This window comes from Phytoactinopolyspora halotolerans, from assembly GCF_010550675.1.
GTDB lineage: Bacteria > Actinomycetota > Actinomycetes > Jiangellales > Jiangellaceae > Phytoactinopolyspora > Phytoactinopolyspora halotolerans.
The window spans coordinates 448,195-462,115 of record NZ_JAAGOA010000001.1; the positions used below are offsets into that span (position 1 = coordinate 448,195).

The following is a 13,921-nucleotide window of genomic DNA, read 5'->3' on the forward strand; positions in this document are numbered from 1 at the left end:
CGACGCTAGCGCCCCCGCGGACCGGGCGCCGCTGGCCACGCTCCGCGGGACATGCCGACGGGTCAGGCGGTGGCCTCAGCTGGTTGCGGCGCGGATGCACGCCGGAAGCGGTCGGGCAACAGCTTCTCGGTCGGGAAGAAGGCGAGCCAGCAGACCACCGTCGGCAGGAAATGGATGCCCAGCGTCAAGTAGGTCACCAGGTGAAAGGTGAGGAAGAAGCCGGCGCCCAGGTAGAGGAGCTTGCCCTTCACGAACAGCACGATCGGGGAGAGGAACTCGGCGGTCAGCATCACCCATTGCGCGATCCGCAGCAACCACGGATAGTCCAGGGACCAGCGGGCCAGGTCGGTCGCGCGGCGGATGAACGCCCAGGTGAGCACAGCGCCGTTGGCCCAGGCGAACGGTGCGCCGTTGCGCACCCACTTGGCCAGCGCGGAGCCGAAGTAGGTGAAGATCACCGAGACCTGGATGCACCGGAACGCCCATCCGGCAGCCGGGCTGGCGCCGTCGTCGGTGAGCCGGGCCCGGCCGATGGTGGGCAGTGCGAACACCGCGATGATCAGGGCCAGATGGTCATGGTCGACCTTGCCGAAGGACATGCTCAGGATCAGCCACTCGAAGTAGCAGATCGCCACCGTCCAGCCGGCCAACCGCGGCAGCCGCCCGGTGGCGGCGACGAGTGAACCGACGACGATCAGCACCTGCAACGTCTGTGCCAGGCCCACCGAGGGTTCGGGAAGCGGAAGTACCCGGCCGATCCACAACGGTTCGTAGAGCTCGGGTGAATGGCCGTGCGGGATGACATCGTTGCGCAGATAGAAGATGTCGTACAGCAGGAAGAGATAGATCACCGCGCGCATGATCGCCACCCGGGCGAACGGGATCTCCGGTAACCACCATCGGCGGACAGCGGAACCCGCTCGGGAGACCGTGCCGCCGAAGCCGGACGTGCCGGCGTACGCGGAGCCGTCCCCATTCGACGACGATGTACCGGGGCCGGCCGCGGGGTCGCTCGCCCCGATCGAGCCTGTCGCGGCCGTCTCTGTTGTGCGAGCGTTCTCCTGCTCCGGGTCGGACTGCCGGGTCACCGTTCAACCTCCCACTCGGCGAGCAGCGTCGTCTCCGGCTCGCCCACGACGTAGCCGTCCCGTAATTGGTAGACGTCGCGCATCAGGTACAGACGCGTGTATTGGTCCCGGTCGGGATGGATCTCGCGGTAGGCATCCGCGATGATCTGCATCAGCGACGGATCTTCGAGGAAGTCGCCGAGTTGGCCCTCCACCTCGGCACGTCCGATGCCGGTGCCGGTGGCATTCAGCGGCACTCGCACGCCCCGTTCCCCGCCCTCGGTGTCTGCCAGGATGTAGGTCGAGCGGGTCGTCCCGTTGAGATCGTGCGCGCTCGCGTACTGGGCCATGGAGCCGAAGGGGAAAAAATCGTCCGAGTCGCGCAGCGTTCCGTGCATCAGCGCCGCCAGGCCTAATACGACGAGGCTGAGCCGCCATGCGGCTCCCCACCGGGAGAGTTGTCTTCGAGGTGTGGTCGGCCTCAGCGCGGTAATCCTCACCCGACGAGAGTACGCATTCCGACCACGATCGCGATGGCCCCGGGGGCAGCTTTTATGCCTTTGAAATCACCGGGCGCGCGGAGTCAGGCGGTTCGGAGGGCCGCTCAGCGGGCAGCTTGCACTCTCGGGTTGAGAGTGCTAAAAACGGCATTAGCACTCTTAAGGTGAGAGTGACAGGAAGCCGGGTCGGCGAGGCCTCGGAGGTTCGGTGAAGGGAGCCGGGCTGTCCGTGGCCGTCCGTCGCGGGCGTCGTACCGGGCCATCCACCCGCAACCGGGAGGACCAACCCCATGCCAAAGATGATTGCCTTCGATGAGGAGGCACGGCGTGGCCTTGAGCGCGGCATGAACGCACTTGCCGATGCCGTCAGGGTTACGCTCGGCCCCAAGGGCCGCAACGTCGTGCTCGAGAAGAAGTGGGGCGCGCCGACCATCACCAACGACGGTGTGTCCATCGCGAAGGAGATCGAGCTCGAAGACCCCTGGGAGAAGATCGGGGCCGAGCTCGTCAAGGAGGTCGCGAAGAAGACCGACGACGTGGCCGGTGACGGCACCACCACGGCCACGGTGCTCGCCCAGGCGCTTGTCCGTGAGGGTCTGCGGAACGTGGCCGCCAGCGCCAGCCCGATCGCGCTGAAGCGCGGCATCGAGCAGGCGGTCGAGGCCGTCTCCGAGCAGCTGCTCGCCTCGGCCAAGGAGATCGAGACCAAGGACCAGATCGCGGCCACCGCGTCTATCTCCGCCGGTGACGCTCAGATCGGTGAGCTGATCGCCGAGGCCATGGACAAGGTCGGCAAGGAAGGTGTCATCACCGTCGAGGAGAGCAACACCTTCGGGCTCGAGCTGGAGCTCACCGAGGGTATGCGCTTCGACAAGGGCTACACCTCGGGTTACTTCGTGACCGACCCCGAGCGCCAGGAGGCCGTCCTCGAGGACGCGTACATCCTGCTCGTCGAATCCAAGATCTCGAACGTCAAGGACCTGCTCCCGCTGCTGGAGAAGGTCATGCAGAGCAACAAGCCGCTGCTGATCATCTCCGAGGACGTCGAGGGCGAGGCGCTGGCCACGCTGGTCGTCAACAAGATCCGCGGCACCTTCAAGTCCGTCGCCGTCAAGGCGCCTGGCTTCGGTGACCGCCGCAAGGCCATGCTCCAGGACATCGCGATCCTGACCGGTGGCCAGGTCATCAGCGAGACCGTCGGCCTCAAGCTGGAGAACGCCACCATCGACCTGCTGGGTCAGGCCCGCAAGGTGGTCGTCACCAAGGACGAGACCACGATCGTCGAGGGTGCCGGCGACGCCGACCAGATCGCCGGCCGGGTCAGCCAGATCCGCACCGAGATCGAGAACTCGGACAGCGACTACGACCGGGAGAAGCTGCAGGAGCGGCTGGCCAAGCTGGCCGGTGGCGTTGCGGTCATCAAGGCCGGTGCCGCCACCGAGGTCGAGCTCAAGGAGCGCAAGCACCGCATCGAGGACGCCGTTCGGAACGCGAAGGCGGCCGTCGAGGAGGGCATCGTCGCCGGTGGTGGCGTCGCGCTGCTGCAGGCCGCGGTGAAGGCGTTCGAGAAGCTGGAGCTGGAGGGTGACGAGGCGACCGGCGCCAACATCGTCAAGCTCGCCGTCGAGGCTCCGCTCAAGCAGATCGCGGTCAACTCCGGCCTCGAGGGCGGCGTTGTGGTCGAGAAGGTCAAGGGTCTGCCCGACGGCCACGGCCTGAACGCTGCGACCGGTGAGTACGAGAACCTGGTGGACGCCGGCGTCATCGACCCGGCCAAGGTGACCCGTTCGGCGCTGCAGAACGCCGCGTCGATCGCCGGTCTGTTCCTCACCACTGAGGCGGTCGTCGCCGACAAGCCGGAGAAGCAGGCTGCTCCGGCTGGCGGAGACCCGACCGGTGGTATGGGCGGCATGGACTTCTAGTCCACGCTTCTTCGTTCGATACGCACGACGACGGTGCCCTGGCCGAGAGGCTGGGGCACCGTCGTTTTGTGGCGCGGTTGGCCGGTGGGGAGGGAGAGACTCCCGTCCTCGCCCGCGGCCAGCTCGTCGCAGAGCTCCTCACAGGCCGACGCCCGCGCCTACCCCCGGGTGGAGTGGGCTGGGTCATAGGTGTCTGGACGGGAATCTCTCCCTCCCCACCTCTCCCTTCCCACTTCCCGCCCCGCCTCTTCCGTCTCATTTGTCTCACTCCACATCTGCCTCCCACCTGTCCCGGCTGGTCGCCTAGGCGTGCCTCGAGCCCTGGAGAAGCTGTCAGGTGGGCGCGGACTCGCCGGCTTTCCCGGTGGCGTCCGCGGCGCGGAGAAGGCGGGCGGCGATCTGGCGGAGGTGATCGGCGAATTCGGGTGGATCCAGGACGTCGAAGTCGGCATCGAGCATGGAGAGGTAGACCGCGAGCATCTGCCAGTTGTCAGAGCCGGCGGTGATGATGCAGGTCTCGTCGTCGACCGGTTCGACCGTGACGGCGGCGGGTAGGCGGCTCTGGGCGTGGTCCGCCGGCGCGTGCAGGCGGATTCGGGCCCGGTACACCCATGTTGCTGTGTCGATGCCGCGGGAGACGAGGTCGGCCACGTCGGCGTCTGGCATTTCGCGTGGGACGAACCGGGGGCCGGTCGGGATGCGCGGAGTGATCCGGTCGGCGCGGAAGGTGCGCCAATCGCCACGCTCGACGTCCCAGGCCAGCAGGTACCAGCGGCGGCCTCGGTGCACCAAGCGATGCGGCTCCACCCTGCGGATGGTCTCCGTGCCGTCGTGATCACGGTAGTCGAACCGGAGCTGCTCGTGGTCGCGGCAGGCGGCGGCGATGGCCGTGAGCACATCCGGGTCAGTCGTGGGGCCGCCGCCCGCGGTCACGGGAACGGTGTAGGCCTGAAGTGTCTCGACGCGGCGGCGCAGCCGGCTCGGCAGGACTTGCTGGAGCTTGGCGAGCGCGCGGACCGACGTCTCCTCGATGCCGGTGATGGACCCGCCGGCGGCCGTACGGAGCCCGACGGCGACCGCCACGGCTTCTTCGTCGTCCAGGAGCAGCGGAGGCATCGAGGCGCCGGGACCGAGCCGGTAACCTCCGGCGACGCCGGGTGTCGCGTCGATCGGGTATCCGATGCCGCGTAGTCGCTCGACGTCTCGGCGGACGGTGCGGACCGCGACACCGAGGCGCTCGGCGAGATCGGCGCTGGCCCATTCCCGGCGCATCTGCAGCAGTGAGAGGAGGCGCAAGAGTCGCGCCGACGTCTCCATCATGAGTTTCAGTGTGCCAGCAATTGCGTCCCGTAACTGGCCACAATTGCTGCGAACGTGGTGGGCATGACGAACACCACTGCCATCCGTCCGTTCCGCATCGAGATCCCGCAGGCCGACGTCGACGATCTGAACGATCGCCTGGCTCGCACCCGGTGGCCATCCGAGGTCACCGGAGTCGGCTGGGAACGCGGGGTTCCGGCCGGTTACCTGAAGCAGCTGGCCGAGTACTGGCGTACCGAGTTCGACTGGCGCGCGCAGGAAGCCGCGCTCAACGAACTCCCCCAGTTCGTGACCACCGTCGACGGGCAGGACATCCACTTCCTGCATGTTCGGTCACCCGAACCGGACGCGCTGCCCCTCATCCTCACCCACGGCTGGCCGAGCTCCGTCGTCGAGTTCACCGAGATGATCGGCCCGCTCACCGACCCGCGCTCGCACGGCGGCGACCCTGCTGCTGCCTTCCACGTGGTGATTCCGTCCATCCCGGGATACGGGTTCTCGACGCCGGTGCGTGAGACCGGCTGGGGCAACCTGTTCCGGGTGGCGCAGGCCTTCGCTGAGGTTATGCGTCGGCTGGGATACGAGCGTTACGCCGCCCAGGGCGGAGACGTGGGCGCCGGCGTGACCGGCATGCTGGCCATGCTGGAGCCGGAGCGGGTGGTGGCCACGCACGTCAACGGTCCGGTGCCGTACCCGTTCGGGCCTCCGATCGAGCTGGACGGCCTCTCCGCCGACGAGAAGATCCGCGCCGAGCGGTTCAACCAGTTCCAGAAGGACGGCCTCGGCTACCTGCAGCTGCAAAGCACCAGACCGCAGACCATCGCCTATGGCTTGAACGATTCGCCGGTGCAGCAGCTGGCGTGGATCGTCGAGAAGTTCCGCGAGTGGACCGATCCGGCCGCCGAGCTTCCGGACGACGCCGTGGACCGTGACCGGCTACTGACCAACGTCAGCATCTACTGGTTCACCGGCACGGGCGCGTCCGCGGCGCACGCGACCTACGAGGGCATGCAGGCGTTCCGGGCGTTCATGGAGTCGTCGGCGGCTTCCGGCGGCGCGGAGGGCGGGGAAGGCGAGGAAAGCGAGGAAGGTGGGCACGGCGACCATGCGCAGATGCCGACGCTTCCACCGAGCGGCGTCGCCGTCTTCGCCGCGGACAACAGCATCCGCCACCTGGTCGATCCGATGAACACGGTGGTGCACTGGTCCGAGTTCGACCGCGGCGGACACTTCGCCGCCTTCGAGACGCCCGATCTCCTGACCGGCGACATCCGCACCTTCTTCCGAGCCCATCGATAAGGGCCAGTCGATAACAGCGATGCTGGGTGCATGGTGAGCGTGGCAACCGCCGCGCTCACCCACTCGTCAGCGGGTGACGAGATCGGATGGCGTGACCGTCACTGGGTGGGGGCGCTTGAGTAACACGTCGTCGGAGCCGGTACCACTTGCGGCCTGGACGTATGTGCCGTCGCGAAGATCGTATGCCACGATCGATGGCACGCCAGGGTCCACGATCCAGTACGACTCCACGCCGCCCTCGGCGTACTTGGCGTACTTCAAGGTGGTGTCGCGCAAGCGGCTGCTCGGCGAGAGAATCTCCACGGCAAGCTTCAGCGGAGCGGAGATGTTCTCTTCCCCTACGTCCTCACCGGCGACGACGAGTAGATCGGGTTCGAGTGAATTGCGGTTGTCCGGCTGCCAATCCAAAGGCGCGAAGAAGACCTCGAGGTCTGGCGGACAGGACGCCTGAAGCAAGAACGAGAGCCTGGCGCAGGCTCTCTGATGGATCGGTCTGGGCGCGGGGCTCACGATCAGCGTCCCGTCGATGAGTTCGTAGCGCAGACCGTCGTCTTCGGGAAGCTGGGCGAGGTCGTCGACCGTCCAGTCATCCGTGGCACGAGGCATCACCGCCATGGTTGTCATGGTGCCCTCCTGAGGCGCGTTCTCCAAATGATCACGCAAGACAATTCCATAACGAGCAAGCAGATGCAATCGATTGTAAACTAAGTTCAGCGGATTCTGCTGACGGCGGACGCCTGCGTCAGTAGCTCCGTCGCGCGCGACGCGGCGTCGGACACGATGCGGTCGATGGCCGCCGGATCGAGCCGGGGAGCATCCGCCATCGATGCCGGATCGGCGTTTCTGCGCTGGAGGTCGGCCAGCAGGTCCTCCTCGCCACAGCCACGCATCAACAGGAGCAGGAACGGGTCCGTGTCCAGCAGCCACGACGCCTGGTAGCACAGTGCTGCGGCGTGTGTGCACGGGTGACCCCAGTCGTCGCACGTACACCGCGGTTCCAGGTCGTCCATGCCTGGCAGCAGGCGCACGCCGGCGTCGTCCGCGGTGTCGACCAGCTCTTCCGGCATATCGCGTTCGAGCAGCGCCGCGACGTGGCCGGCCTTGGCCGCGATCTGGTCGAGCAGCCGATCCCAATCGGCGTCGCTGAGCTGGTCGAGTGCGACCAGCGTCTCGTACGGCGTGTGGTCGTCGCCGTAGACCGTGGCGGAGATTCGGCCCGGGCTGACGGCGATGGTCCCGACGTGCCCGCCGTGTGCCCAGGCACGGCCGCGCCGCAGTGCGTCACCGTCGAGCGACGACTCCTCCAGCGCGTCGATCCAGGCGTTGCCCCACCACGTCTGCGCACGACGTGTCCGGCGCTTCCGCGGTGCGAACGCCGGAAAACCCTTGGCCAACTCACTCATCGGGCGTTGCTCCTATGGATGGGATACGAGAAAGGTGGGCGATAGCGCACTGAAGTCGCATCTCATCGTCGCGGGTCCAGCGCGATGAGGTCGGCGAGCTCGGCATCGGACAGCTCGCTCAGCGCGGCCTCGCCGGACCCGAGTACGGCATCGGCGAGCTCGCGCTTGGTCCGCAACATGGCGGCGATCCGGTCCTCGACGGTTCCCTCGGCGATCAGCCGGTGTACCTGCACCGGACGGGTCTGCCCGATCCGGTAGGCGCGGTCGGTGGCCTGCTCCTCCACCGCCGGGTTCCACCAGCGGTCGTAGTGGACGACATGCCCGGCGCGGGTCAGGTTCAGGCCCGTCCCCGCCGCTTTCAGCGACAACACGAACACCGGCGCTTCACCTGGCTCGCTCTCCTGGAACCGGCGGACCATCCGTTCCCGCTGGTCCACCGGGGTTCCGCCGTGCAGCACCTGGATGGGCGTGCCGCGCGCGACGAAGTGTTCCTCGATCAGCCGTGCCATTCCGACGTACTGGGTGAAGATCAATACGGCGTCGTTCTCGGCGGTGATCGTGGTCACCAGCTCGTCGAGCAGGGTGAGCTTTCCGGATCGTCCGGGCGCACCGAGCGGTTCCTTCAGGTACTGCGCCGGGTGGTTGCATACCTGCTTCAGCGCGGTCAGCAATGCCAGGATCAGGCCCCGTCGAGCCATGCCGCTGCTGGCCCTGATCTTCTCCATCGTCTCCTGCGCGACCGACCGGTACAGGCGCTCCTGCTCGGTAGTCAGAGCCACCGGCCGGTCGGTCTGCGTCTTGGGTGGCAACTCGGGTGCGATGCCCGGGTCGGACTTGCGCCTACGGAGCAGGAACGGAGCCACGAGGCGGGAGAGCCGGCGCGCGGTCTCGGTGGCCTGTGGTTCCCGGCCGGACTCGATCGGCTCGGCCCACCGCGCCCGGAATCCACCGAGGGAGCCCAGCAGGCCTGGGTTCGTCCAGTCCAGGATCGCCCACAGCTCGGAGAGGTTGTTCTCCACCGGCGTGCCGGTCAGGGCCACACGTGCTGGGGCGGAGATCGTGCGCAGCGCGCGTGCGGTTTTGGAGCGCGCGTTCTTCACGTGTTGGGCTTCGTCCACCACGACCATCCCCCAGGGGGCCGTCGCCAGGGTGGGGACGCTGGGCACGGCATCGGCACCCGGATCAGTTCGCGGCGCCGGCTGCTCGTCCGGCGCCGGCTGCTCGCCCAGCACCGGCTCGTCGCCGGCATCGGTGCTGTCGTCGTCCCTACCGTCGTCGGCATGGTGGAACACATCGGCGCGCATCGTGCCATACGTGGTGACGACGAAGCCGCCATCGGCCTGACGCAGGACGGTGTCCAGATCGCGGTCCGCGCCGTGGTACCGGCGTACCGGAATGCCCGGCGCGAACCGCTCGATCTCGCGCTCCCAGTTGCCCAGGAGCGATGCCGGACAGACGACCAGCGTCGGACCGGCCGTCGACTCGTCGCTCTGCCGATGCAGGTGCAGGGCGATCAGGGTGATCGTCTTGCCGAGACCCATGTCGTCGGCGAGGCAGGCGCCCAGCCCGAGCGCGGTCATCCGGTGCAGCCAGCGCAATCCGCGCAACTGGTAGTCACGGAGATCGGCGGCGAGCGCGGCCGGCGCATCGATGCGTTCATGTGCCGCCTCCGGATCGGCGATCCGTTCCCGCAACTGCCGCAGCCACCCGGTGGGCACCACGCTGACCAGCTCGTCGTCGATCTCGGCTGTACCCGTCAGCGCCGCTCCGAGAGCGTCGAGCGCACCGACCGCCTTGGGCTCGGTGTCGCCGGCCTTCCTGGCCAGCCGCGGATCGACGAGCACCCAGCGATCGCGTACCCGCGCGATCGGCCCCCGGGTCCGGGCCAGTTCGTCCAGCTCGGAGCGGGTGAGCTCGCCGTCGCTGCCGTCATCGCCGGCGTCGTGGTCGAGGGAGATCCGCCACCTCATGTGCAGCAGTTCGGTGCTGTCGAACGTCGGCTCGTCGTCGCTCGTGCGCTGCCTGCGCCTCCGCGTGAGCGGGCCTGACGTCGGGATCACGGCGGCGACGCTCAACCGGCCGGACAGCTCCTCCGGCCATCGCACCCCCACGCCGATCGCCGCGAGCCGTTCGACGCCGCCACCCAGCAGATCGGTGACCTCGTCGTCGTCCAGCGGGAGACGGTCCGGGACCTGCTGCCGGAGCAGGCGTTCCAACGGCGGGCAGGCCTGTGCCGCCCGACGGACCGAGAGCATGGCGTCCGCACGCGATCCCGGTCCGAATCGGTCCGGCCTCGCCCAGAGGTCGGCCGCGTCGACGACGACGGCCTCGTCGGCCAGACAGTGCACCTGTACGGCGACGACGAACCGGCCGTCTGCGGGCGCGGCGTCCAGAGACTCCAGCCCGCCGGGCAGCTCGATCCGCAGTGAGATCCTGACGCCGGCGTCCATGTCGGGAAGCGCCAGATAGTCGGCGACCGCGTCCAGGTAGGCGCGGATATGCGTCACACCCTCCGGCGCCTGCGCTTCCAGCGCTTCGATCCGGGCTGTGACGTCGCCCTCGGATCGGCTGAGCCGCCAGGACGACGAGTGGTGTCCGGCGTCCGCCGCCGGCTCGATGTGTCGCCGGCCGACCAGCTCGAGCGCGGTTATGGTCGCCGTTCGCCAGAATCTCACGGCCGGATGAGCCTCGGGTAGGCGATCCTGGCAGAGCGCCGGCACGGCCTCGGCGAGGGAGAGCTCGGCCAGGGTTTCAGCGCCGTCCTCGGTGTGAAAGACCAGATGACCGCTACGGGCCGGATCCTTGGGTGCGAACGTGACGGGACCACGTCGGAGTTCGGCCTCCACTGCCTGCCTTCCATCGACACGGTGAGGTGACCACCAACCGTCGGGCCGGGCACGGTGCGACCGAACGGTTGACGATCATGGGATCTTCGGGATGCCGTTGTTCAACGTATGCCGTACGCAGAGATATTCCCAGGCTCAGAGCGAACCGAGAGCAGCGACCGTCATGCCGGCCTTCTCGCAGACCCAATGTGGGTCCGGTCCGAGTTCGGGTTCGATCCGCAACTCGTGAACGGACGTGTCGTCACACGCGGTGCACCGCGGCCAGCGTCCGAGGCCGCCGTCGAGCATCCGTTCCTGCACGTCCTGGGCTATCAGGCCGGCGACGAAATCCGCACCGTCCGGCCACTGCTCGACCCACCATCGCCGCTCGACGACGACCTGGTCCAGCACGTCGACGGCGTTCGGCGAGTCGGTCTTGCGCGCGTTCAAGTCACGCAGCACCAGCGCTCGCGCGGCGAACAGCGCGTCGTCGATGGTCACGTCCACGCTCTCCCTCTCGTCGCGTCGGCCGCGGGGCATCCACGGTGCGGCCACACCTTTCGATAGTGCCAGGTTCTCCGGTGTCCGGGCACGGGCGGGCGGGCCACGCGCGCGCCGAGGCGACGGGCGGGCCGAGGCGACGGGGCGGGCGAGGCCGGCACGGATGCGTCCGAGACCGCCGGCGCCGGGTGGCACACTGTTCTTCCATGCGGCCACTCCTAGAAGTCATCGCGCTCGGTCCCGGCGACGCCTCCGGCGCCGTGGAAGGCGGGGCCGACCGGCTGGAGGTGGTCACGGACATGGATGCGGACGGCCTGACGCCCGCCGTGCGCACCATCCGCGACCTCAAGCACGAGTGTGACCTGCCGCTGCGGGTCATGCTGCGGGCCAACGGCGGCTTCGCGACGAGCGGTTCGGAGCTGTCCCGCCTGATGGGCGCGGCTCACCAGCTCTACGCGGCCGGCGCGGACGGGTTCGTGCTGGGCTTTCTCAACCCGGCCGTGGAGGTCGACGTCGATGCGACCCTGGCCCTGGTCGAGGAGCTCAGCGACGCACCGTGGACGTTCCACCGCGCCATCGATCATGCGCTCGATCACGATCTGGCCTGGAGCACCGTCCGCGGCTTGCCGGGCGTCGACACGGTGCTGACCGCAGGGTCTGCACGTGGGGTTTCGGACGGGCTGGACGAGCTGTGTCGGCGTGCGTCGGACGATCCTAAGGTGGCAGAGCTGATGATGGCCGGCGGCGGGCTGCGGCCGGACCACGTGCCGTGGCTGGCGCGGGCCGGTGTGCGGAAGTTCCACATCGGCTCGGCCGCCCGGCCCGGCGGCTCGTGGAAGGCCTACGTCGACAGCGCGCTGGTGCGGTCGTGGCGGATGCTGATCGACGACGCGGTAGCGTCGGCGCTGTGATCCTCGTCGACCCGCCCGTCTGGCCGAATCACGGCACGCTCTGGTCGCACCTGGTCTCCGACGAGTCGTACGACGAGTTGCACGCGTTCGCCGCCGAACTCGGGCTTTCCGTCCGCAGCTTCGACGGCGACCACTATGACCTGCCGGAGGAGCTGTACGACGCGGCGGTCCGGGCCGGTGCCACACCGATCAGCGGGCGTGAACTGGTCGCCCGCCTGAACGCCTCCGGCCTGCGCCGACGCAAGGGCACGCGTGGCCGCTCCTGAGCGCCGAGGGAGAGACTAGGGTATGAGCGGCCCCGGGCGGATGCGTACGATGCTCGCCGAACTCGACGAGCGGGCCGCATCGACGCCGGAGTCGCGGGACCGGGCCGTCGACTTCTTCCGGGTCGCGGCGATCGGCGTCGTCGTGGTCTGGCATTGGGCGCTGTCCGTCACACACCGCGACGACGGAACCCTCACCAACCCCAACCCGGTCGAGGATGTACCCGGAGGGTGGCTGTTGACCTGGGTCTTCCAGGTCATGCCGCTGTTCTTCATCATCGGCGGCTTCGCCAACCTGACCGGTTGGGACTCGGTTCGGAACAGAACCACGCCCGCCGAGAACCGCCGGCCGCTCGGCGCCGCCGCCCGGCTCTTCCTGCGCAAGCGACTGAGCCGGCTCCTGCTGCCCACGCTGCTGTTCGTGGTCGTCTGGGTGGTGGCGGACGTGGCCGCCTGGCTGATGCTGGACGATTACGACGGTGCGCTCGCGGTGATGCCGATCGTCTTCACACCCTTGTGGTTCCTGGGCGCCTACGTGGGTGTGACGATGCTGGTGCCGGTGACGGCGACTCTGCATCGTCGGCACGGTCCGGTGGTGGCCGTGCTGCTCGGCGTGGCGGTGGCGGCCGTGGACCTGGGGCGGTTCGGCGTGGACCAGGGTTGGCTCGGCGCGCTCAACACGGCTCTAGTCTGGCTCTTCGTCCATCAGCTGGGTTACCTGTGGCGGGATGGCGCCCTGGACGCCGTGTGGCGGCGGTGGGCCTGCCTGGCCGGGGGGTTGCTGTTGCTCGTCTTCAGCACCAGGCTCGACGTCTACCCGTTGTCGATGGTGGCGATCCCGAGCGAGCACATCAGTCACATGCTTCCGACCACGGCCGTCATCGGCGCACTGGCGGTGGCGCAGTTGGGCGCGGCGACGTTGTCGGCGCCCTCGCTCAACCGCTGGCTGCGGCGGCCGGTGCCGTGGCGGGTGGTGATCGGGGCCGGCGGTGTCCTGCTCACCGTCTTCTTGTGGCACATGACGGCGTTTCTCCTGGTGTTCCTGGCGGTCGAAGCCGCGGGATTCGCCCCCGAACCGGAACCGACGGCCGAATGGTGGGCGTGGCGTCCGTTCTGGCTGATCGCACCCGCTGCGGTGATGGTCGTGCTGCTGGCGGTGTTCGCGCCGGTCGAGCAACGCTTGCGACGCGCACTGTCGCTCACCGACGGCTGAGACCCCAGCGCTGTCGCTGTCGCTGTCCTGCGCCTGGACGCTGTGGAATTCAGCGGCAGGCCTCACGTGGGTGGGTGCGGGGAACACAACCGGGTGAGTTCGGCGCCGAGGTTGCGACGTGCGGCCTCTTCCCACCGAGCGTGCCCCGCAGCGGTGTGAAAGAGCCGGTCTCGGCCGAGTAGGCGATCCACGACGGCGGCCCGCCCGGCGCGGAAATCCGGATCCGCGACGTGGCTGTAGTCGCGACGGACGGCGTCGGTGTACTCGCGGTACTCCTCCGGTGTGCCGGCCAGGACGGACAGGTCCGCATCGCAGAGCACAGCTCCGTTGGCGTCCGTCGGCGCGGGATCGTGGTCGATCGTCACCAGCACGAGCCGCACCACCTCGTCGATCCGGGGCCGGGCGAGCGCGAGTGTGCTCAGATGGCGCTCGGCCAGTGCGGCGCTGGCGTGCTCGTCGTCGCCGGGACGGCCGTCGTAGACGGCGTCATGGAACCATGCGGCCAGTCGGACGTCGTCCGGTGTGCGGGCCTCGTCGGCGAGCATGTCGATGGCCGCCAGGACCGCCCGCAGGTGGCGCAGACCGTGATAATGCCGGTGCGGCTCGGACCAGCGCGATACCAGGTCGCGCCCGACGGCGGTGGCCGCCTCCGTCGGGCCGGCCACCGCCGTCCAGCTGTGCATCAGATCATCCGAGC

Annotated in this window: 13 protein-coding genes; 5 read left to right on the plus strand and 8 right to left on the minus strand. The window is 68.6% G+C overall.

Features of this window, described 5'->3' with window-relative positions:
- Positions 1–62 precede the first annotated feature (62 nt).
- On the minus strand, positions 63–1,088 hold the full coding sequence (locus tag G1H10_RS02005; protein WP_216852800.1) for an HTTM domain-containing protein: 1,026 nt from the start codon (positions 1,086–1,088) through the stop codon (positions 63–65).
- Positions 1,085–1,567, minus strand: a complete 483-nt coding sequence (locus G1H10_RS02010; RefSeq protein WP_163731832.1) for a hypothetical protein — start codon at positions 1,565–1,567, stop codon at positions 1,085–1,087. The genes G1H10_RS02005 and G1H10_RS02010 overlap by 4 nt, the downstream gene beginning before the upstream one ends.
- A 290-nt stretch (positions 1,568–1,857) precedes the next feature.
- On the opposite strand from G1H10_RS02010, the gene groL reads away from it, so the two are divergent.
- A complete protein-coding gene (groL, locus tag G1H10_RS02015) occupies positions 1,858–3,489 on the plus strand; it encodes a chaperonin GroEL (RefSeq protein ID WP_163731835.1) in 1,632 nt (543 codons plus the stop codon).
- A gap of 333 nt (positions 3,490–3,822) precedes the next feature.
- Here the strand turns inward: groL and G1H10_RS02020 are convergent, their stop codons facing one another.
- A complete protein-coding gene (locus tag G1H10_RS02020; protein WP_163731838.1) occupies positions 3,823–4,809 on the minus strand; it encodes a helix-turn-helix transcriptional regulator in 987 nt (328 codons plus the stop codon).
- 63 nt (positions 4,810–4,872) lie between these two features.
- On the opposite strand from G1H10_RS02020, the gene G1H10_RS02025 reads away from it, so the two are divergent.
- The gene (locus G1H10_RS02025) at positions 4,873–6,108 is read left to right on the plus strand and encodes an epoxide hydrolase family protein (protein ID WP_163731840.1); all 1,236 of its coding nucleotides are present in this window, start codon (positions 4,873–4,875) and stop codon (positions 6,106–6,108) included.
- A gap of 66 nt (positions 6,109–6,174) precedes the next feature.
- On the opposite strand, the gene G1H10_RS02030 is transcribed toward G1H10_RS02025, so the two are convergent.
- The 4 genes from G1H10_RS02030 to G1H10_RS02045 form a co-directional block, all read right to left on the minus strand.
- Entirely contained in the window at positions 6,175–6,723 is a 549-nt protein-coding gene (locus G1H10_RS02030; protein ID WP_216852801.1) for a Uma2 family endonuclease, read from the minus strand.
- A gap of 95 nt (positions 6,724–6,818) precedes the next feature.
- Positions 6,819–7,511, minus strand: coding sequence for an SWIM zinc finger family protein (locus G1H10_RS02035; protein WP_163731845.1), 693 nt, complete (start codon positions 7,509–7,511; stop codon positions 6,819–6,821).
- A gap of 62 nt (positions 7,512–7,573) precedes the next feature.
- Positions 7,574–10,357, minus strand: coding sequence for a DEAD/DEAH box helicase (locus G1H10_RS02040; RefSeq protein ID WP_163731848.1), 2,784 nt, complete (start codon positions 10,355–10,357; stop codon positions 7,574–7,576).
- A 135-nt stretch (positions 10,358–10,492) separates the two neighbouring features.
- Complete coding sequence (locus G1H10_RS02045; protein WP_216852802.1) at positions 10,493–10,837, minus strand: DUF8819 family protein; 345 nt, start codon at positions 10,835–10,837, stop codon at positions 10,493–10,495.
- Positions 10,838–11,043: 206 nt separating this feature from the next.
- On the opposite strand from G1H10_RS02045, the gene G1H10_RS02050 reads away from it, so the two are divergent.
- From G1H10_RS02050 to G1H10_RS02060, 3 genes are read left to right on the plus strand one after another with little or no spacing between them, the layout of a single operon-like run.
- On the plus strand, positions 11,044–11,748 hold the full coding sequence (locus tag G1H10_RS02050) for a copper homeostasis protein CutC (RefSeq protein ID WP_163731853.1): 705 nt from the start codon (positions 11,044–11,046) through the stop codon (positions 11,746–11,748).
- Entirely contained in the window at positions 11,745–12,014 is a 270-nt protein-coding gene (locus tag G1H10_RS02055; RefSeq protein ID WP_163731856.1) for a DUF4031 domain-containing protein, read from the plus strand. Before G1H10_RS02050 ends, G1H10_RS02055 begins: the two co-directional genes overlap by 4 nt.
- A gap of 22 nt (positions 12,015–12,036) precedes the next feature.
- Complete coding sequence (locus G1H10_RS02060; protein WP_163731859.1) at positions 12,037–13,224, plus strand: acyltransferase family protein; 1,188 nt, start codon at positions 12,037–12,039, stop codon at positions 13,222–13,224.
- Positions 13,225–13,286: 62 nt separating this feature from the next.
- Here the strand turns inward: G1H10_RS02060 and G1H10_RS02065 are convergent, their stop codons facing one another.
- A complete protein-coding gene (locus G1H10_RS02065) occupies positions 13,287–13,907 on the minus strand; it encodes an HD domain-containing protein (RefSeq protein WP_163731861.1) in 621 nt (206 codons plus the stop codon).
- Positions 13,908–13,921: the final 14 nt, after the last annotated feature.

Excerpts from the sequence above, each read along its gene's own strand:
- G1H10_RS02050 (WP_163731853.1), top strand. The coding sequence starts at position 11,044 with ATGCGGCCACTCCTAGAAGTCATCGCGCTCGGTCCCGGCGACGCCTCC.
- G1H10_RS02025 (WP_163731840.1), top strand. The coding sequence starts at position 4,873 with ATGACGAACACCACTGCCATCCGTCCGTTCCGCATCGAGATCCCGCAG.
- G1H10_RS02060 (WP_163731859.1), top strand. The coding sequence starts at position 12,037 with ATGAGCGGCCCCGGGCGGATGCGTACGATGCTCGCCGAACTCGACGAG.
- groL (WP_163731835.1), top strand. The coding sequence starts at position 1,858 with ATGCCAAAGATGATTGCCTTCGATGAGGAGGCACGGCGTGGCCTTGAG.
- G1H10_RS02035 (WP_163731845.1), bottom strand. The coding sequence starts at position 7,511 with ATGAGTGAGTTGGCCAAGGGTTTTCCGGCGTTCGCACCGCGGAAGCGC.
- G1H10_RS02020 (WP_163731838.1), bottom strand. The coding sequence starts at position 4,809 with ATGATGGAGACGTCGGCGCGACTCTTGCGCCTCCTCTCACTGCTGCAG.
- G1H10_RS02065 (WP_163731861.1), bottom strand. The coding sequence starts at position 13,907 with ATGCACAGCTGGACGGCGGTGGCCGGCCCGACGGAGGCGGCCACCGCC.
- G1H10_RS02030 (WP_216852801.1), bottom strand. The coding sequence starts at position 6,723 with ATGGCGGTGATGCCTCGTGCCACGGATGACTGGACGGTCGACGACCTC.